At 42.3% G+C, this 18,885-nt stretch carries 19 protein-coding genes and 1 riboswitch; of the genes, 4 read left to right on the top strand and 15 right to left on the bottom strand.

What is annotated here, in order from left to right; all coding sequences use genetic code 11:
• Positions 1 to 116: 116 nt before the first annotated feature.
• Positions 117 to 266, bottom strand: a complete 150-nt coding sequence (locus ACZ9AO_RS19770; protein WP_476109997.1) for a hypothetical protein — start codon at positions 264 to 266, stop codon at positions 117 to 119.
• A gap of 155 nt (positions 267 to 421) precedes the next feature.
• On the opposite strand from ACZ9AO_RS19770, the gene ACZ9AO_RS19765 reads away from it, so the two are divergent.
• A complete protein-coding gene (locus ACZ9AO_RS19765) occupies positions 422 to 859 on the top strand; it encodes a GNAT family N-acetyltransferase (RefSeq protein ID WP_476109995.1) in 438 nt (145 codons plus the stop codon).
• Positions 860 to 919: 60 nt separating this feature from the next.
• On the opposite strand, the gene ACZ9AO_RS19760 is transcribed toward ACZ9AO_RS19765, so the two are convergent.
• Entirely contained in the window at positions 920 to 1,204 is a 285-nt protein-coding gene (locus ACZ9AO_RS19760) for an AbrB/MazE/SpoVT family DNA-binding domain-containing protein (RefSeq protein WP_048677948.1), read from the bottom strand.
• A gap of 490 nt (positions 1,205 to 1,694) precedes the next feature.
• Here ACZ9AO_RS19760 and ACZ9AO_RS19755 point away from each other — a divergent pair, with 490 nt between their 5' ends.
• Entirely contained in the window at positions 1,695 to 2,666 is a 972-nt protein-coding gene (locus tag ACZ9AO_RS19755) for a DMT family transporter (protein WP_054399921.1), read from the top strand.
• A 47-nt stretch (positions 2,667 to 2,713) separates the two neighbouring features.
• Here ACZ9AO_RS19755 and ACZ9AO_RS19750 read toward each other — a convergent pair whose 3' ends face one another.
• Positions 2,714 to 3,412 carry a response regulator transcription factor gene (locus ACZ9AO_RS19750; protein ID WP_476109993.1) on the bottom strand — a complete coding sequence of 233 codons (699 nt, stop codon included), beginning with the start codon at positions 3,410 to 3,412 and terminating at the stop codon, positions 2,714 to 2,716.
• 539 nt (positions 3,413 to 3,951) lie between these two features.
• Positions 3,952 to 4,052: riboswitch (guanidine-I (ykkC/yxkD leader) on the top strand.
• Positions 4,053 to 4,122: 70 nt separating this feature from the next.
• On the opposite strand from ACZ9AO_RS19750, the gene ACZ9AO_RS19745 reads away from it, so the two are divergent.
• Together ACZ9AO_RS19745 and ACZ9AO_RS19740 are read left to right on the top strand one after the other, a co-directional pair.
• Positions 4,123 to 4,464, top strand: coding sequence for a DMT family transporter (locus tag ACZ9AO_RS19745; protein WP_202311670.1), 342 nt, complete (start codon positions 4,123 to 4,125; stop codon positions 4,462 to 4,464).
• Positions 4,464 to 4,778 carry a DMT family transporter gene (locus ACZ9AO_RS19740; RefSeq protein ID WP_034309447.1) on the top strand — a complete coding sequence of 105 codons (315 nt, stop codon included), beginning with the start codon at positions 4,464 to 4,466 and terminating at the stop codon, positions 4,776 to 4,778. Before ACZ9AO_RS19745 ends, ACZ9AO_RS19740 begins: the two co-directional genes overlap by 1 nt.
• An 80-nt stretch (positions 4,779 to 4,858) precedes the next feature.
• Here the strand turns inward: ACZ9AO_RS19740 and ACZ9AO_RS19735 are convergent, their stop codons facing one another.
• The 12 genes from ACZ9AO_RS19735 to ACZ9AO_RS19680 all read right to left on the bottom strand — a co-directional run bounded on the left by ACZ9AO_RS19735 (position 4,859) and on the right by ACZ9AO_RS19680 (position 18,428).
• Positions 4,859 to 5,650 carry a DUF817 domain-containing protein gene (locus ACZ9AO_RS19735; RefSeq protein ID WP_251541989.1) on the bottom strand — a complete coding sequence of 264 codons (792 nt, stop codon included), beginning with the start codon at positions 5,648 to 5,650 and terminating at the stop codon, positions 4,859 to 4,861.
• Positions 5,651 to 5,705: 55 nt separating this feature from the next.
• Positions 5,706 to 5,927 carry a helix-turn-helix domain-containing protein gene (locus tag ACZ9AO_RS19730; protein ID WP_034309451.1) on the bottom strand — a complete coding sequence of 74 codons (222 nt, stop codon included), beginning with the start codon at positions 5,925 to 5,927 and terminating at the stop codon, positions 5,706 to 5,708.
• 10 nt (positions 5,928 to 5,937) lie between these two features.
• Complete coding sequence (locus tag ACZ9AO_RS19725) at positions 5,938 to 6,420, bottom strand: DUF2975 domain-containing protein (RefSeq protein WP_251541882.1); 483 nt, start codon at positions 6,418 to 6,420, stop codon at positions 5,938 to 5,940.
• Between the two features lie 421 nt (positions 6,421 to 6,841).
• Positions 6,842 to 10,051 carry a DEAD/DEAH box helicase gene (locus tag ACZ9AO_RS19720; protein WP_476109990.1) on the bottom strand — a complete coding sequence of 1,070 codons (3,210 nt, stop codon included), beginning with the start codon at positions 10,049 to 10,051 and terminating at the stop codon, positions 6,842 to 6,844.
• Between the two features lie 169 nt (positions 10,052 to 10,220).
• The gene (locus ACZ9AO_RS19715; protein WP_251541885.1) at positions 10,221 to 10,454 is read right to left on the bottom strand and encodes a YczF family membrane protein; all 234 of its coding nucleotides are present in this window, start codon (positions 10,452 to 10,454) and stop codon (positions 10,221 to 10,223) included.
• Positions 10,451 to 11,590 carry a GerAB/ArcD/ProY family transporter gene (locus ACZ9AO_RS19710; protein WP_476109988.1) on the bottom strand — a complete coding sequence of 380 codons (1,140 nt, stop codon included), beginning with the start codon at positions 11,588 to 11,590 and terminating at the stop codon, positions 10,451 to 10,453. Before ACZ9AO_RS19710 ends, ACZ9AO_RS19715 begins: the two co-directional genes overlap by 4 nt.
• A gap of 21 nt (positions 11,591 to 11,611) precedes the next feature.
• Entirely contained in the window at positions 11,612 to 12,838 is a 1,227-nt protein-coding gene (locus tag ACZ9AO_RS19705) for a Ger(x)C family spore germination protein (RefSeq protein WP_476109986.1), read from the bottom strand.
• Positions 12,828 to 14,465 (bottom strand): spore germination protein, encoded by a 1,638-nt coding sequence (locus tag ACZ9AO_RS19700; protein ID WP_251541891.1) that lies wholly within the window; start codon positions 14,463 to 14,465, stop codon positions 12,828 to 12,830. The genes ACZ9AO_RS19705 and ACZ9AO_RS19700 overlap by 11 nt, the downstream gene beginning before the upstream one ends.
• Before the next feature lie 178 nt (positions 14,466 to 14,643).
• Positions 14,644 to 15,255 carry a DedA family protein gene (locus ACZ9AO_RS19695; RefSeq protein ID WP_063590355.1) on the bottom strand — a complete coding sequence of 204 codons (612 nt, stop codon included), beginning with the start codon at positions 15,253 to 15,255 and terminating at the stop codon, positions 14,644 to 14,646.
• A gap of 83 nt (positions 15,256 to 15,338) precedes the next feature.
• Entirely contained in the window at positions 15,339 to 15,989 is a 651-nt protein-coding gene (locus ACZ9AO_RS19690) for a phosphatase PAP2 family protein (protein WP_251541893.1), read from the bottom strand.
• Between the two features lie 300 nt (positions 15,990 to 16,289).
• Entirely contained in the window at positions 16,290 to 17,525 is a 1,236-nt protein-coding gene (locus ACZ9AO_RS19685; RefSeq protein ID WP_476110129.1) for a cytochrome P450, read from the bottom strand.
• A gap of 723 nt (positions 17,526 to 18,248) precedes the next feature.
• On the bottom strand, positions 18,249 to 18,428 hold the full coding sequence (locus ACZ9AO_RS19680) for a hypothetical protein (protein WP_034309467.1): 180 nt from the start codon (positions 18,426 to 18,428) through the stop codon (positions 18,249 to 18,251).
• Between the last annotated feature and the right edge of the window lie 457 nt (positions 18,429 to 18,885).

The following is an 18,885-nucleotide window of genomic DNA, read 5'->3' as shown; positions in this document are numbered from 1 at the left end:
AGTATTTGCTCCAAACTCACGAGTAAATTGGCTTAACTCACGAGTATTTGCTCCAATTTCACGAGTAAAACAGCTTAACTCACGAGTATTTGCTCCAATTTCACGAGTAAAACAGCTTAACTCACGAGTATTTGCTCCAATTTCACGAGTAAATCGACTAAACTCACGAGTATTTGCCCCAAACTCGCGAGTAAATCGACTAAACTCACGAGTATTTGCTTCAAACTCACGAGTAAACGCTGATATCTCATGAGTTTGCTGCTCATCTTGGGTTTATAGCCCTCTACATGATGAAAAAATCAGGATGGTGCCTTTTTGAGCTCCATCCTGATTTTTGGGGCTGGAAAATGCGGTCCGGAATTTGGCGGATAGCATGGTTAAATGGTAAATTTAGAGTATTCTAACATTTGGGGGTCCATTTATGAGCATACAGAAGGCTACATTACATGAGCTGGAATCACTGACGGAACTTTTTGATTTATACAGGGTGTTTTATGAGCAAACCTCTGATCCTGGTCGTGCAAGGGAGTTTTTAAGGGAAAGGCTGACAAATGGGGAGTCTGTGGTTTTTATGGCGTTTGATGAAGGAAATCCAATTGGTTTTGTACAATTATATCCTTCTTTTTCTTCTGTGAGTATGATGCGGTCATGGGTATTGAATGATTTATTCGTGAAGGAGTCCTCCCGTAAAAAGGGATTTGGCGAGGAGTTATTGAACGCGGCCATCGCTTTTGCACGTGAATCAGGTGCTAAAGGGGTTGCACTGGAGACAGGCAAGGATAATGTAAAAGCGCAAAGACTTTATGAAAAGATTGGTTTCGCCCGTGAATCGAACCATTTTTATTATTTCGCCATTTAATTTAAAAAAGTGTAGGGAAAACCTTCCCTACACTTGGATGCTATTTATCTAGTATATTAATTATTTAGCAGTTTCCATGCTGGCTTGAATTTCTTTAATTAGAAGTTCGGCACCTTCTGGGCTAAGTATTAATTTACCGTCAGCAAGTTTCATATTGTCATCGGAAACGTCACCTGTAACCTGACAAGTCATGTTTGGTTTATATTTTTGAAGGATGATGCGCTCTTGTTCTACATAAATCTCCAGAGCGTCTTTCTCATTAATTCCTAATGTTCGGCGCAGTTCAATTGGAATGACTACCCGCCCTAATTCGTCAACTTTACGTACAATACCTGTAGATTTCATTTAATTTACCCCACTAACTTTATTGCGAATGTTGCATTTATACATTTCGTCACCATTCGACATTATTTGCACTTCTATTAAGATACCACTACCTACCATATTCGTCAATTCTCGTATCTTCATATACTATCTGCCTCTATATGATTTTTATATAAAATATTAGTAATTCCTCCATAACACGCGTCACGACAACGTTTATCGCTTCTTCCTTTGGTATATATTTCTAGTTTAAATACAAAAATGGAAACGCCTTCATTCAATTCCAACAAGCTTTCTTTTCATTTCATGTCGAATCATGAAGAATGAATTTCACTAGCTTAAAAGAATCCTGTTGATTTTCTTTTGCTTTTGAAGGACAATTTAAATTGATCGCTTATAATATTTAGAAAATTCATTCTGCTTTCATTCCTGAAAAATTTTTCAGAAAGCCGAAACGATTGCCATCCTCCCAGAGTCTTACTGACTCATAAAACAGATTGAGGTGAGTCAATTGCGTCCGATTATATTAGGTATTTGTTCTGCTTTCTTTTTTGCATTTACGTTTGTTTTGAATCAGGCCATGGAGCTGTCTGGCGGAAGTTGGATTTGGAGTGCTTCGCTGCGTTATATCTTTATGGTGCCCTTTCTGTTGTGTATCGTATGGAGCAGAAAAAACCTGCGTCCCCTTTTACAAGTGATGAGAGAAAAGCCGGGTCCTTGGCTGCTTTGGAGTTTTGTCGGATTTGGGTTATTTTATGCTCCTTTATGCTTTGCGTCCGCCTACTCACCTGGCTGGCTGATCGCCGGCACTTGGCAAATCACGATCATTTCGGGTGCGCTCCTTGCGCCGCTGTTTTTTGAAAATGTCCAAACGAAAGATGGGATCGAAAGGCAAAGGGGAAGGGTTTCTGTGAAAGGCCTCCTCATGTCCATGATCATTCTGCTTGGGATCATCCTGATGCAACTGGAACATACCAAACACATTTCAATGGCCAATCTTTGGCTGGGAGTGATTCCAATCGTCATCGCCTCATTTGCATACCCTTTGGGAAATCGCAAAATGATGGAAGTATCCGAAGGCCGTCTGGATGCTTATCAGCGGGTTTTGGGAATGACTTTGGCGAGTCTTCCATTCTGGTTTTTGCTTTCCTTGTACGGTTTCTTTACAGTAGGTGCGCCGACGAAGATGCAGAGTTTCCAATCCCTTTTGGTGGCACTATTTTCTGGAGTCATCGCCACGGTCCTTTTTTTCATGGCGACCGATTTGGTACGCGGAAATATGCAGAAATTAGCTTCAGTTGAAGCAACACAATCGATGGAGGTCCTTTTTGCCCTTGCTGGCGAATTACTATTCCTATCTTTACCGATTCCTTCTCCGTTATCGTGGTTCGGCATCTTTATCGTCATCATGGGAATGATCTTGCATAGCTATGTATCTCATAAAAAAGAAGGTCCATCCCCGAAACGGACAGTGAATGCCTAAATAGCAAGCCAAAAAAGCCCCGGATAAGACTTCGGGGCTTTTTTGAGCTAAAAACAGAAGCGGACTACGTTCTTTTTTTCCATTGACAGGTCATGATCAATATACTCTTCACTTGGGCTCGCTTTAGCCAATTTACTTCTCAGATTACTCATATGGACGTTCACCGTATTCTCATCCCTTAAATAATCATCTCCCCAAACCGCTTCAAACACATTGGCTTTCGAAAATATTTTTTGAGGATAGGAAATAAGTAATTCCAAAATGGCGTACCCTCTTGCCGTTAGTATTATCTTCAAGTCATTTACGAAAACTATTTTCGTATCAGTATCCACAGTAATGCCTCTATACGTAAGCTGGTTCTTTTCCTCTATTCTTTTCATGGTTGAAGATCTTCTTAAATGAGCATCTATTCTTGCCATTACTTCTTCAATATCAAATGGCTTCGTAATGAAATCATCTGCCCCAGCGCGCAATCCATTTATTTTCGTTTGCTGTTCTCCTTTTGCGGATATAATCAAAACAGGGACATGATGATGCTCCCTAATTTTACGAAGAACTTCCTCCCCGTCCATTCCTGGCAGCATTAAATCCAACAACACCATATCCCATTTCTTTTTCTCCACGTACAATATTGCTTCCGTCCCTGAAAATGCCGGCTGAGGGACATATCCACTTTTTTTCATCCAAAGCAATCCGCTAATATCATTATCATCTTCAACAATTAAAATATGTACCTGCTTCTCCATAAGAGCCACCTACTTTCCCTCTTTAATCTATTTCTTATATTAGCATTCTTTGTTAAGATCCGAAAAATTGACCTGAAACCCCACAAATTCTTAGCCGATTACACTACCATATCTATCCCTACATTATTTGTTGATTTCCACTCCAGGCGCTCGCCCCGCAGGAGTCTCGTACCTTACGTTGCGTTATTTAAATAAAAGGCTGTTTTCACATACTTTGTTGCTATTTACCAGGTAGTGAGTTGTGGTTGATTTCCCCTCCAGATGCTCGCTTTCCGCGGGGCGGGCGGTGAGCCTCCTCGGCGTAAACGCCTGTGGGGTCTCACCTGTCCCGCTGCTCCCGCAGGAGTCTCGCACTTCCGCTCCAATCAACCTTAAATAGTTTCGTTTTAAAAACAACAATCTTTACGAAAAGAGCCAAATAAAGCATCAAACGTTACGGGACATATGCGGATATTAGGGAAAAATCGGCATCGCAGCTAGCAAAACTTTTACCTTGAGTAAGTTCAAAAAGTATGTATAATAAAAGGTAATTGCATATGTCAAAGGTTTTCTAGGGTTCCGCAGTGCGTTTCATTGCTGGTCTGGTCCGAGAGAAAACTCACAGCATGCTGTGTCACGGAAGGATAAAAGCCTGGGAGAAACTGTTTAACAGTTATCTCTTAGGCTTTTTTGTTTTTTTGGTAAAGAATAAAATCGGAGGTGCGTTTTACATGAGCACAAACTGGATTAAAGTATTCATTGCAGCTTTTTTTGAAGTATTTTGGGTGATTGGCTTAAAACATGCGGATGACTTTTGGACTTGGACTGGAACGGTCATTTCGATCATCATCAGTTTTTACTTGATGATAATGGCTGGCAGGAAGCTTCCTGTCGGAACGGTATATGCCGTTTTTGTCGGCATGGGGACAGCCGGGACCGTTTTTTCCGAAATCATTTTCTTTGGAGAATCCTTCAAGCTGAGCAAAACGCTATTGATCCTCCTCTTATTATCAGGGGTGGTCGGCTTGAAGCTAGTGACGGATGATAAGGCTGAGAAAGGGGATGAATCATAATGGCTTGGGTCTCTTTAATCTTAGCGGGGCTTTTTGAGATGTTTGGGGTTGCGATGATCAATAAATTGCACAAAGACCGAAATTGGCAATCCTTGCTGCTGTTATTCATCGGATTTGGAGCAAGTTTCCTGTTCCTTGCTTATGCCATGAAAACCTTGCCGATGGGAACGGCTTACGCAATCTGGACAGGAATCGGCGCATCAGGCGGAGCGATAATCGGGATGCTCTTATACGGGGAATCCAAAGATTGGCGCAGGGTCGTTTTTATAGCCATGGTCCTTGGCGCAGCAGTGGGATTAAAACTTGTTTCATAGGAATGACATAAAAGCATAGAAAATCAAAGACGACACAATGTGTCGTCTATACTTATTTTTATCTAACTTGAATAATTATCTTATAAAAATTGACCCTCATCCATCACAGCGGAATCTTTCCCCTTAACTTGTTTTAACGTCGCTACTATAAGAAAGCTGACAATCACCAGTAAGAGCCATGAGCTTACCTTCCCTAGATGAACGAGACTCCATGCATCGGTTTGGTTTGGATATTCCCAAGCTCCAAAGAACGTTGCGATATTTTCGGCTATCCATATGAAAAATCCGATGAGTACAAAAGAAAGTGCGATTGGCATACGATAACGGGTTCCACCAACTTCGTATGTGACCCATGCTCGCCAAAAGACGATGATGACAAGTCCAGATAGCCACCAACGAACATCCATCCAATAATGGTGGGTGAAAAAATTCAAATAAATCGCAAGCGCAAGAGATACAACGACCAAAAACGGCGGCCACTTGATCAGTTCAACCTTTAACCTCCTCCACGCCTGGCAAAGATAACTCGCTACACTTGCGTACATGAATCCGCTATACAGAGGCACTCCAAATAACTTGAAGTATCCTTCCTCTGGATAAGTCCAAGAGCCCATATGTACCTTGAAAAGTTCAAGGGCAAGACCAATAAGGTGGAACAAGGTGATGACCTTTAGTTCATCACGTGTTTCAAGTCCGGAACGCAGCATCCACCACTGCATTAGAAGGCAGATGATGAGCAGCCAGTCATACCGCGGCAGAAAGGGAAGCGGGATGAATTTTGTAATAGCCAAAGAGGCAAAAATAACGGCCGGAAACAAGCATGATAGGGCCTGCTCCCAACCAAAACGAACGAGTTGTTTTAATGCTCTCATGATTGGTGCCTCCATTTTTTCATCTACATTCATGAGTAACTCCCCTTTATAAATCTTAATCTTGAGTGCCTTCATCATTTCGGTATTCTAAAATATCCCCGGGTTGACATTCTAAAGCCTTACAAATCGCATCTAAAGTTGTTAATCGAATCGCTTTTGCCTTGCCATTTTTCAATATGGAAAGATTAGCCATCGTTATTCCAACTCTCTCGGAAAGTTCTGTAACACTCATTTTCCTTTTAGCCAACATCACATCAATATTGATTATAATTGCCAAGTTATTCACCTCAGACTATTAAGTCATTTTCTGATTTTATATCGATGGCTTCTTGTAAAAGCCTTTGAAGAACAGCAGCAAAGACTGCAATCACCATTGAAGCAAAAATAACGACCATTCCGATTAATATGATACCTGGGGCGTCGTCCCTTTCCGCCATGAGATAAAAGAGCGGCATGCCTGCTACATACAAGCTGCTTATTGTGATTGCACAATTTTTTATAGTCTTTAAGGCTCTTACAGATAATTCCGAGAAAGCTTTGTTCTTGTCAATATAGCTTAAAAGTTTAAAGGCTTGATATAGAGCAAAGTAAAAAGGTATTGCCGATGCATACAAGTCGATTAAAACGAGATATTTCAAATAAGCCATATCCGGATATAATTCTGCTGCAAAATTCGCTATTCCAGGCACCACGAAGATGCACAAAGCAAGAACTGGAATTCCAATAAGAATGACAGCCATCTTTAAAAAGAGTGTTGTTCCTAGTTTCATAAAAAGCACCTCACTTATTTATTGTCCATTTAATTTAACATACGTTTTATCGTTTTACAATAAAACATTGTTGTTTTTTATTATATTATTATTGTTAATAAAATATCCTATTCTTTTTAAAATGGTTGTTTTCACATACTTTATTCCCTATTTACCAGGTAGTGAGTTGTGGTTGATTTCCACTCCAGATGCTCGCTTTCCGCGGGGCCGGCGGTGAGCCTCCTCGGCGTAAACGCCTGTGGGGTCTCACCTGTCCTGCTACTCCCGCAGGAGTCTCGCACTTCCGCTCCAATCAACCTTAAATAGTTTCGTTTTAAAAACAACAATCTTTACGAAAAGTGCCTTAAAAATAAAAAAGCATTCCTTTGTAAGAGGAATGCTCCATAACTGAACTATTTATTTATTACCTTCGGCTAAACCATTATATCATCAGGATTTCCCTGATATCCTCTTCTGTAAGAGCAGATGACGACTTGTCTCCAGGGTCGATGATTTCTTCAATAAGATGTCTCTTTTTCTCTTGGAGTTCATTCATTTTTTCTTCGATTGTCCCACGGGCAATAAGCTTGATGACTTGAACCTCATTTTTCTGCCCCATTCGATGGGCACGGTCCGCGGCTTGTTCCTCAACAGCCGGATTCCACCAAAGGTCATATAGAATGACTGTATCGGCACCCGTCAGATTGAGACCCGTACCGCCCGCTTTCAACGAAATGAGGAATATATCCCGTTCTCCTGCATTAAACCGATTACAGATTTCCACACGTTCCTTTGATGGGGTTTGGCCATCCAGGTAGAAAAAGGGTTGTCCTTTCAAGGCCAAATCCCTGCCGATGATTGTAAGCATTTTTGTAAATTGCGAGAAAATCAGCACCCGTCTTCCAGAATGCTTCGAATCTTCGACAATTTGCATCAGTTGCTCATATTTTGCTGAACTGCCTTTATATCCGTCCACAAACAAGGCGGGGTGACAGCATATTTGCCGAAGCCGGGTCAAGCCTGCAAGGATCCTGATCCGATTTTTGCGAAGGGTATCCTTGTCCAGGTGTTTTAGCGTATCATGCCGCAGCTTGGCCAGATAAGCGCCGTACAGTTTCTTCTGATCGGGAAGCAGTTCCATCGATTCCAGCGACTCGATTTTTTCCGGTAATTCCCCTAGTACGTCCTCTTTCATTCTCCGCAGTAAAAATGGACGGATCCTGCGGGAAATCTGCTTCCTTGAGAGGTTGCTATACTCCTTTAACCCCATGAATAGTTCAGGGAATACGACGTGGAAAAGGGACCAGAGTTCTTCTAGTGAATTCTCGATGGGCGTACCAGTCAACGCGAAGCGATGTGCCGCTTTTATCTTCTTGGCCGCTCGTGCCGTTTGTGTCATCGGGTTCTTAAAGGCCTGTGCCTCATCGAAAAACACCGTATGGAAGTCCTCTTTTTCAAACGACTTGATGTCTTTCCGAAGCAATGGATAAGAAGTGATCACTACATCCACGTCCTTCATTTCTTTAAGCAGCTTCGTCCTTTCCGTCTTGTCTCCATCCACGATGACGGCTTGTATATCAGGAGCGAATTTAGTGAATTCACTCAGCCAATTGTAGGTCAATGAAGATGGGCAGACAATAAGCGCCGGAACCCTTTTCTTACGGATGTCAGGTAGCTCGGATAAAATGAAGGTGATGCTTTGCAGTGTTTTTCCCAGACCCATATCATCAGCAAGAATCCCGCCAAAACCATATTGTGCAAGGACTTTCATCCATTTGTAGCCGTTTTTTTGATACTCGCGCAAAATCGGGTCCAGACTATTTGGCACCGTGAACTCTAAGGCGCCCGGATTCCTGATGTTATCCAAAAACTGCTGGAATGATTCTTCCATCGTGAATGTCTGGCCATCATTAACGGAGTCAAGGAGCTGGAGCCCTTTTACGATTGGCATGTTCAGTGTGCTTTCCAGGTCTTCATCCTGTACGGGCAGTGCATTCAGAAAACGATTGATTTCCTCGTATTCCCTTGTTTCAAGGGAAAGCAGCGATCCATTCCTTAAACGATAGTATTTCCTTTTTTCTTCAAGCGCGGCTAAGACCTCACGTATTTGTTTATCTGGGATATCATCCATTTCAAATTTGAATTCGAGCCAATTAGTACGCTCTTTTTTAATTTTCACCCTAATGCGCGGTGCAGCATTTCCACGGGAAATTCGGTTCCTTACAGCGGTCGTGGCATAGATTTGTACCAGCTTCTGGAGTTTAGGAACGATATGGTATAAGAACTCATACTCCAACTCTTCGTTATGCAAGAAATAGCCTCCTTCCGTCTTGGCAAACTGGCTATCCTCCATCAGCTTTATTATCTCCGCCTCTTTCTCAACATCCCTCATAACCTTGGATTCCTGTTTTTCCAAAGGGTTGATCACGATATTTTCATAATGGAATTCCAGCCCGGCAAGCAGCCTGTTTTTCACTCGATCCAAGTATAGCTTTGCAACCAGCGGTGTCTTCAAAAACAATTCGGTGATGGATCTTGCTATATGGACTTCACCAAGTCTTTTCAAGCCTGGTACCACCTTGTCCAGGAATAATTCCAGCTGGTCATGATGGATTGGAATTTGATTCATCCCCGAATCCTCCATCATTTGCTTTAACTCTGAAAGGCGTTTGAAATCCTCATTTTCGAGCTGAACCAATTTCCCCTCAAATAGGACCAATGTGTATGCATTCATGACGATCATCTCGTGCAGCCTTTTAATATTCAGATGATAACCTTTTACCTCGCTTTCGGTAAAGTCAAACTGTAAAGGAAGCGGTCCGTTTGATAAACGAAAGCCATTGAATGTAAGCCCGCCATAGGCAAGCTTCACCATTGGCGCCGCTTCAAGGATGGGGACAAGCCTTCGAAAAGAAGATGGAGGCAAAAGTAATAAGTGATCGGCCAATGTATATTCAGATTTATCCGTCAGGGCGTCCACATAGACTTTTTCATCCGATATCACTGTAATAAGCTCCTGAAGCACGGAATCATTTTCATTCTGAAAACAATGCAGCACCGGGTCATATATAAATGAAGGGGACACTTGGGCAGGCTTCCCTTCTTTAACTCGCTTCAGGAAATCCCGGACATTCGACACATTGAGAGAACCGATTTTCATTTCCAGTCCTAACATATATTGTTCCATTCCCATCCATACTGGCTTACACGTAAATTCCGTTTCAAGCATCGTTCTTTTTTCAAAATGGCTCTGATGACCGCTTTTCCGTCCAGACTGATTATTGAAAAGGGTCAGCAAGCCCTCTGACAGCTTCTCATGGGCTGTAGCATCAGAACCGGCAGCATGCAGACCTTCAGGAACCGTTCCATCTCGCTGATGGTCGTAAACCGACAGCAGGACGGCTGCAATATGCTGGCAATCCCTGTGGAAGGAAGCTAGCGCAGGACAGCTGCATTTCGTCTGAAATCCGCCGACTGCATCCACTTCAATCGTGACATGGAAGTCTTCCTTGCCTCTAACCGATGCTTCACAACCATCATGACGATAGCTTTCAAATGTCACTTTATTTGCACGATGAAAAGCTTCCCCTCTTTTAAAGGAGACGGCCCCGCACATGTCTTTTATGATTTTTCGATTCAATTTGATATCCAAATTGCCGTCCTCCTCCCGGGGGGTTTTTGTTGAATGGTTTTACATTCCGCTGAAAATATCTCATTTTATCATCATACTATGAAATGGGTTTACAGGGTTGTAAAAAAGCAAAAAGACAAACTCCCCCATTCGGAGTTCATCTCTTTTTCAGCAACGGGAATTTGCAACTTCATTGTTGTCCTTTGACCTGGTTCTTTTTCTTTTTTTTTCGATAAAAGAAGCTGAATACAAGGAATGCAAGAAGAATGAAAAAAAGGATAAGTTCAGAGGGGTCCTTCACCAAAAATGGGTTAAAGGCATGCTTGATTGAATTATCCAGATCAAATCCCAAAAGAATATCCATACCTAAAGATATGACCACTAAAGGGATCAGAAGCAAAAGCGTAATACCGAAGAATTTCATTTTTGATCAACTCCGCCTTGGAACTTATTTTGGTGCTGGCCTTTCCTTTTTTTCCGACTCTTAAAAAAGGCAATGATCAAGAGAAGCAACGGGATGATCACCTGAAATGGCAGATGGATGTAATTTGGTACGACATCTAGCCCTTCATAGATATGTTCCGTATAGCTGCTTGCCATAATAATCGAAATCAATAAAATGACCATGCCAACAGGGTACGCAAGTCTGGAGGGCTGTTTAACATTGAAAACATTCGCCGTACCCGTTACCGCTACATAAGTTAATACACTTATCTTGATGAACCCGCCAATCAACAACAAAAACAAGAAGTACACATCGAGACGTTCAAGAAAGCCAGCGACCTCTATGGACTGAATGAGGGTAAGAAGAGGGTATTGCGAACGTGTCGTAAGGTCCACACCAAGTACAGCAACATTCACAGCCATTATTACCGCGAGAAAAATACCGCTTGTCGCCAAGCCCCCTATCCCAATTTTTTTCAGTCGCTGAGGTTCGTTCAAATAAGGAAAAATCATTAAAAACACTATGATCTCGCCAAATGGAAAAAATACGGTTTTAGTGAAACCCATTTTCACCATCTCTGTCCCGCCCATTTCAAAAATGGGTTTTAAGTTGTTTAAATGGATCATGCCTGAAGCAATAATCAGAAGCATGAAGGTCATTAAAAGTAAATTCTCCAAGACAAAGAATAGTTCCCCCGTCCTCGCCAATACTTCTATCCCTTTACGGACCGTATACACCACGACTAAAATGAATGCAGCGTTCGCAACAAATAACGGAATTTGAGGATAGGCAAAAGTAAGCAGTGTATCTCCGAAATCCCTCAGACACCTTGCAGAAAGATAGATGAAATAAAGGATGTATAGAAAAGCTACGATCCTGCCTAGAAAATTCCCCAATATATGTTTTACAAACTCTGTTAACAGCTGCTCAGGGTAGTATTGAAAAAGGCCATAATAAACGAAAAATAATAAAAATCCGCCTATCATCGCAATAAGGATGACTAGCCAAGCAGCCTGCTTGGCTTCACCTGCAAGCGGAACCAAAAGTGCACTGCCCATTTCAAACATGAAAATAAGGACGAACAGCTGGTAACCGCTGATTTTTGCCTTTTCCATGAGAATGCCACTTCCTTTCCATTATTGATCTTTCTTTTTTAAATTTGAAAGAAATGGCTTATTACGTAATCCGGTACGGCGAATGAAAGTTTCTACCTGCACATCAACTTCCAGTTTAGGAAAAGTATCGTCGTCCCAGTTTTTCTCTAGTTTCTTCCATTCTTTCGGATGGGATTCGTGCATGAGCTCCCCAAAGCCAAAAATATCGGATTTGTTTTTTTGTGCCTGAACGATCGCACCTTGCATCTCCTTCTTCAATTCTTTCGCTAACTTCTTTTCAATATCTATCAGAACATGCATATCGGTTAGATTCAAAGGAACATTCACCTCCCGGATATCTCCCTCTGCACGGACCTTTATCGATATTTTCGGTTTGCCGTTTACCAAATTTACCCCGACGTTGCTTTTTTGCCGAATAACTGAATAGGTGATTGCGTCTTTTTTACCCTCCCAATCAAGGTTTAAATGGGTATTTTCGATCCTATCCAATACCCACATTGATCCTATTGCCTTATCACCATCCAGCCAGTCAATCAATTTTCCATCTTTAAAAACACCTATCCCTGCTGCAGTAGGGTTTGCCTCAATATCCGAGGACATAGTATTCTCCATTTTATCTTCCTTACCCGCGTTTCCTTTCACGGTAAAACCGCTTATTATCGGTTCTTTTCCGGTACTAAGCAGATTCTTGATCACCTCTTGGAGATTGATGCTAATACTTTTCCCCTGGGTTTTTTCAGTGGTTTCAATCGTCCTAATGACTTTTTCAGCAGATACCTTATCGATTGCAGTTAACGTTTCGACAATATCCCTTGCTTTCACACCCCGGGCAATCACGATCCTCGTAGTTGCCCTGAATTCCGGTGAGCGCTCAAACGCATCGAAAATATCGTTGAGGCCCTCCTCTTTTGCTAGTTCCTCACCGATGACAACCAGGTTGGCATGGGCAAAATACATATCCCGCGAAATCTTGGTTGAAGCGATGCTATCCAGTTCAAGCACATTATTTGCGGTGGCCCTATAAATGGATATCGGTGGATTTGTCCCGCCGCCGCCCTGAAGAGCTCCCGCTACATTGCTTGGATTGATGATTTGGAACGTTCCCACTAACTTTCCTTCTTTATTTCTATCGAGTCCAACCGCCGAGACGATGGCCATTTCGTTTAACTCTGTTTTATCCCAACAGCCTGTGGTGAATGTGGTGGCGATTAACATCATCAAGAGCGGAACTAATCTTTTACGATTCATTGCCTTCACCTTTTTTCTCGTCAGAAGTTTTCATTCCGCGCGATTCAGGAGGCAATGGTCTTTGATTCTCGCCTTCCCTTATGAGATTATTTTCGTTGGTTAAAAATTTAGGCCTTTCCTTGAATGCCCACATAGGTCTTCTGAAGAATGTATCTCCCAGCCCTTCAGGATTCAGAGGAGCGAGCGGTGTCATATAAGGAACTCCAAGTGAACGCAGGCTGCATAAATGGACGATGAGAATGATAAAGGCTAAAATCATCCCATAAAAACCTAAAGTGCCGGCACAAATGATGAATCCGAACCGGACAATGCGGGCAGAAATCGCTATGGAATAAGAAGGGGTTGCGAAACTGGCAATCGCCGTGATCGAGACGATGATGACCATTGCCGGCGATACGATACCAGCCTGGACGGCCGCCTGCCCAATGACCAGTGCCCCGACAATGGACATCGTCGAACCAACAGCCTTTGGCATCCGAAGACTTGCTTCCCGTAATATTTCAAAGGTCATTTCCATAAGAAGCGCTTCAACGACGGCAGGCAAAGGAACCGTTTCCCTTTGGGCCGCTACAATGACCAGCAGCTTCGTTGGAATCATTTCCTGATGAAAAGTCGTGGCTGCAACATAGACAGCTGGCCCGACTATCGAGATGATGAAAACGATGATCCGTAAAAAACGTGTGGCAGAAGCAATGTCGAAGCGATTATAGTAGTCTTCGACAGATTGAAAAAACTGTACGAATATTGCCGGGGCCACCAAGACGAAAGGCGTTCCATTAACGAATATCGCCACTCTTCCTTCCAGAAGATTTCCCGCAACCATATCCGGTCTTTCTGTATGGTTAAGGGTTGGGAATGGGGTCATGACCTGGTCTTCTATCAATTGTTCAATATATCCTGATTCAAGAATGCTATCGATGTTAATTCGATTTAAGCGCTTCTTGACCTCCTCGACAATCCCTTCCTTGACAATTCCATTTATATACATGATGGAAACGTCCGTTTTTGTCACCGTGCCTATTTTCATCGACTCTATCCATAAATCCGGGGTATTGATGATCCGGCGTAACATGGCGATGTTCGTTCCATTCGATTCCGTAAACCCTTCCCTTGATCCCCGGACAGTCAAATGCGTGCTTGGCTCCTGAATCGAGCGCTTCTCTCCTCCTCTTGTACTGGCAACCAGGGCGACGTTTACTCCATCAACAAAAATGATGCTGTCCCCTGATAATAATGTCAAAAATAGCCTTTCCCAGTCCGTGACCTTTTCTACGCCACCGAGGGAAACCACGTCCTCAGAGATAATTTCCATTGCTTCCAGTGGAAGTATGTTTTTTGACAGGTGGGGATTTTTCATGATTGATTCAATTATAAAGTCCGTAACGCTAGGATTATCAATCAGACCTTGCACATACAAAATAGTTGTTTTTATCTCCGGGTTTTGCCCGATTTTCAACGTACGGATAATGATGTCGGGACTTTTTCCCGTCTTTTTCTTCACGATTTCCAGATTGGCAGAAAGGGAACTTTCAATATAATCAGGCGTTTTGCTTTTGGATTGACTTTCATCTTCCTTTTTCTTTTCACGTTGCTTCACTTGTCTCTTTTGTTTGAAAAAAGAAGCCATAGCACCGAACCTCATTCCTTTTTCGTTTCACTCATTTTGTCCAAAGCACTCCCCCTTTATTCTGGGTTCAGTTTTCTTCCTCCAATAAGAAAAAGGCTGTCGCAATGACAGCCTTTAATGGTCATATTCGGTTAGGGAATGAATGCCGATGATAACGGCCCAATCACTTCAACTGAGATTATACTTTGCCTTTATTCCTTCTAAAAATCAAAACAACGAAAGCGATCAATAGCAAGGCCAGTATCGCATATACGATGTTTGAATAAATGTCCATGTACCCTACAATATCTTCCCACGAAGAGCCAACAGCTGCCCCGATATTCACCAAGATGATGTTCCAAATTAATGTTCCGGATGTTGTGTAAATCAGGAAGAGCCAAAAGCTCATATGGGACATCCCTGCTGGAATCGAGATCAAACTTCTGATCAGCGGAACCAGCCTGCAGAAAAACACGGTCCATGACCCGTATTTGTCAAACCATGAATTCGCCTTATGGACGTCCGATACCGTTAACCGAAGAATATGGCCCCATCTTTCCACGAACCTTTCAATGACCTTCACATCAAGAAGTAAACCAATTCCATAAAGGACGACTGCCCCTGCCACAGACCCTAGAGTCGAAGCGATCACGACACCGATAATCGTCATATCCGCTTTTGTCGTCATGTAACCGCCAAAAGTAAGAATGACCTCAGACGGGATCGGCGGGAAAATATTCTCCAATGCTATTAATAGAAAGATTCCCATATACCCAAAATCATTCATGAATTCCGTAATCCAGTTTTCCATTTAATACGCTCCTAACTTTCTTGAATCAACAGCTGGCTTGTTACCTGCCGGCTGCCTATCTTGCAATAACCTTGCTCCCTTTATTAACGATCTTTGTTCTTCCGCCGGTCTTGATACCTTTGGAAAAACCAGATGGAAATCGCAATCCAACAACCGCCCGCCAAATACCCGGCAATGATATCACTTGGATAATGGACCCCCAAGTATATTCGGCTAATACCTATCGAGAGGATCATCATCATGCTGAAAAGAATCAATAGAATCCTTGCCCACCTAGCCGCAATGTGACGCCATAGCAGAAATGTAAGAATACCGTATAAAGAAAATGCATTCATGGCATGTCCACTTGGGAAACTGTATCCCCCTATATCGATGAGTCGATGTAAATCGGGCCGGGCGCGTTGAAAGAATAGCTTAACCATCAAATTGAGAAGAGGTGAACCCACCATGACTGCAGTGAATAAGACTAGTTCCAAACGATGCCTCAAAACCCTATATAAGAAAAACAAAATGACCAAGGAAAGGATGATCAGTAAAGCGGTTGAACCTATGTAAGTAAAGAACTTCATGATGTCCGTCAGAAGAGGGGATTCCCATCCCTGCACTACGGAAATCACATCTTCATCAAATTTCAGGTATTCATTTGCACTTATGGTAAATGCCATGAAACTGAACCCGATTAAAGAAAGTACACTTATTATAAAGGCAATGGTTAATTGCTGCTTTAATTTCATAATAACATCCTTTCACTTATTAAAACTGTTTCATCTGGAAATTTCTATTTTATCATATCTTCTTCATTGCATGGTGGGTGTAAATCATCGCCCGCCAACCTAATTCGGGGAACATGCCTGGACACAAAATTTTCTACTTTATCATACTACTCTATTCGTCATTGTCACCTCAACTTCAGGTTACTATAAGATTTCCTGTCGAACGTTTCAAGGAGTGGCAGGAACATATTTAACGCATACCATTCAACATGCAAAAAGAAAAAAACCTTATGCAGGTTAGGGCACAAGGTCTTTCGTTTTTTACATGCGGCTTGCCTTAAGCGGTAGTGATGTCAAAGTTTGCCCTGTCGCTGAATCGGTAAGATTCTCTTCTAACTGGAACGATGGCACCGCTTCAATATGCTTGAATTTCTTCAGGAATGCAGTAAGCGCAATCTTCGCTTCCAGCCTGGCAAGCGGTGCTCCCAGGCAGAAATGAGGGCCATTACCGAATGTGAGATGTTTCTTATTATTAGGGCGGTGGATATTAAGTGTGAAGGGGTCTTCAAACATCTCTTCGTCCATATTAGCTGCACTCATCCAAACAACCACGCTATCCCCTTCTTTCAATTCCACTCCCAATAGATCGTTATCTTCCTTTACAGTGCGATCCAATTTAATGAGATTGAATCGGAAACGGAGCATTTCTTCGACCGCCTGCGGAACTAAATCCAGGTTTTCATGTAACTCTTGATAAACTTCTTTGTCATCATATAGCAGCGAATAAAAGCTATTGGCCAATAAATGACTGGTTGTCTCGACTCCTGCACCTAAAATCAGCATGGTCGTCCGGACAACCTCATCATCCGTAAACATTTCCCCATCCACTTCTGACTTCAATAGATCTGAGATGATATCATCCGCCGGGTTCAATCGTTTTTGCACAACAATCGGATACAAATACTGATAGTATTCTTTTGCTGCCACTTGCTTCAATTTATCTACTTCTTCTTGTTTTTCCCTATCAAAAGGAAGGAATAAGGTATCCACCCATTTCTTAAACAATAAACGATCTTTCGAGGGAACGCCCATCAAATCGGCCATGACAATGATCGGAAGCGGACTCGCCAATGATGCCACAATATCGATTTCCGTTCCACCATCCATTTGTCCAATCAATTCATCTGCAATTTCCTGAATGCGAGGTTCCCAGTTTTGAAGACTTCTAGGTGTGAATGCTGCTGCCAGCAGTGAACGGCGTTTTCTATGATCAGGTGGATCCGATTCCGTGATTTGGATCTTTTCAGGCACAGAACCTTCCTCACTATCCGTTCCAACCGATATCGTAGTCCGATTCCGAACACTTGAAAAATGTTTATAATCACTGAGAACCCGTTTCACATCTTCATATTTAAAAACATTCCACGTATCCGTTCCTTCGTGATAACTCACGGGGTCATTTTCTAACATCCTTTTACACCAAGCGTACGGGCTAAATTCCTCCGTCCGTGTTTTAAACCTAGTGATTTCTTTTACTGCAATAACTTCTTTCATGATACCGACTCCTCCCACTTCTCAAAAGTTACCTAACAAAAGGACCGAATGTTCAGCATTCTCCATCTCCGTCGATTTGTTATAGGGTCGAGCATTCCTGATAGACTTTTTCACCAAATCCTTAAATACACATCTATTCCATTATAGGGTAAAAGACCGAAACAAACCATGCATCTTCCATACCAGCGGCCTTACATGAAATTTGCCCCACAATCCCGACACCCCTATGTAAAACTGCTTATTTTTGACAATTCCCTTCCTTTTTCTATTTTTTTATGTCTCTCAATCAATGCTAAAATCCAATCCTCTTTTTCCAAATTCGGAAAGAGCGCTTTCCACTAAGTTATTTCAGTATAAATTATTTTATAATTGCCGGAGTTTGTGGAATCACGTTGCTTTCCACTCCAGGCACTCGCTTTCCGCGGGCGGTCCGGGAGCCTCCTCGGCGCTCTTTGCGCCTGTGGGGTCTCCCTTGGACACGCTTTTCCCGCAGGAGTCTCGTACCTTCCGTTCCAACTGGAAAGTTTTTCAAATAATAAAAACTGCGACAACATAGGGTTCGGAATGGTCTCCTGCCGAATGCCCATCAAGCTATTACAGGTGATAACCATGATTTAAAATAAAAATATTATTTCTGAAATCAAGTTCTTTAAATAAAAAAAACTGCAGGCAAACTCGTTTTTCTTCGAGTTTACCTACAGCTTGAACGCCTGCACGATGCCGCCGTCAATTTTTTCCCCTTTTAATCAGTTCATGCAAATCATCCATTTTCTTTTCCATGATATCCAGTCTGGTTTTACGGTGCTTGATGGAACGGAAAAGGGATACGGTCCCAACGATGATCAGGATTAGAAATAAAAGGCAAAACAATTGGTATACCAGATCCGCAATATTATACCCACTCACTATGTAATCCCCCTAAATGGCATTCTCAATATTCTATTATACACCAGGCAAAATGAACAATTTAACCTTTTTAAGGAGAAACGGGAATAAAAAACCGATAGCCTTTTGCTACTGATTGCAGTTTGTAGACAAAAGGGGTTCGGAAAACGTGACTTTTATCAAATGATGTTCCCAAACCAACACCTTCAACTCATCAGGTATGGTTTCTAACTAATTTTTATAACAAAGCTGATTGGAGAGGAAGGTGCAAGACTCCTGCGGGAAAAGCGCGTCTAGGGAGACCCCGGAGGCTCGTGGAAAGCGAGTGCCTGGAGCGTAAATCAACGTCCAAATTGTACATGCCATAAAAAAACTGTAGACAAAGTTGATCTGACCCAATAAAGTTAGACATATAATTTAAGCAGCTTCTAAGACCTGAGTTCGGTATTCTATCGGACTCAGGTCTTTTAATTTTACC

Source organism: Peribacillus sp. TE19612 (genome assembly GCF_056279465.1).
The sequence above is the reverse complement of the archived record's forward strand: the minus strand, read 5'-3'. Positions and strand labels throughout refer to the sequence as shown.

Coding starts and splice junctions, on each gene's coding strand:
- ACZ9AO_RS19770 (WP_476109997.1), bottom strand. CDS start 266: ATGAGCAGCAAACTCATGAGATATCAGCGTTTACTCGTGAGTTTGAAG.
- ACZ9AO_RS19765 (WP_476109995.1), top strand. CDS start 422: ATGAGCATACAGAAGGCTACATTACATGAGCTGGAATCACTGACGGAA.
- ACZ9AO_RS19760 (WP_048677948.1), bottom strand. CDS start 1,204: ATGAAATCTACAGGTATTGTACGTAAAGTTGACGAATTAGGGCGGGTA.
- ACZ9AO_RS19750 (WP_476109993.1), bottom strand. CDS start 3,412: ATGGAGAAGCAGGTACATATTTTAATTGTTGAAGATGATAATGATATT.
- ACZ9AO_RS19745 (WP_202311670.1), top strand. CDS start 4,123: ATGAGCACAAACTGGATTAAAGTATTCATTGCAGCTTTTTTTGAAGTA.
- ACZ9AO_RS19740 (WP_034309447.1), top strand. CDS start 4,464: ATGGCTTGGGTCTCTTTAATCTTAGCGGGGCTTTTTGAGATGTTTGGG.
- ACZ9AO_RS19735 (WP_251541989.1), bottom strand. CDS start 5,650: ATGAGAGCATTAAAACAACTCGTTCGTTTTGGTTGGGAGCAGGCCCTA.
- ACZ9AO_RS19725 (WP_251541882.1), bottom strand. CDS start 6,420: ATGAAACTAGGAACAACACTCTTTTTAAAGATGGCTGTCATTCTTATT.
- ACZ9AO_RS19715 (WP_251541885.1), bottom strand. CDS start 10,454: ATGAAATTCTTCGGTATTACGCTTTTGCTTCTGATCCCTTTAGTGGTC.
- ACZ9AO_RS19710 (WP_476109988.1), bottom strand. CDS start 11,590: ATGGAAAAGGCAAAAATCAGCGGTTACCAGCTGTTCGTCCTTATTTTC.
- ACZ9AO_RS19705 (WP_476109986.1), bottom strand. CDS start 12,838: ATGAATCGTAAAAGATTAGTTCCGCTCTTGATGATGTTAATCGCCACC.
- ACZ9AO_RS19700 (WP_251541891.1), bottom strand. CDS start 14,465: ATGGCTTCTTTTTTCAAACAAAAGAGACAAGTGAAGCAACGTGAAAAG.
- ACZ9AO_RS19695 (WP_063590355.1), bottom strand. CDS start 15,255: ATGGAAAACTGGATTACGGAATTCATGAATGATTTTGGGTATATGGGA.
- ACZ9AO_RS19690 (WP_251541893.1), bottom strand. CDS start 15,989: ATGAAATTAAAGCAGCAATTAACCATTGCCTTTATAATAAGTGTACTT.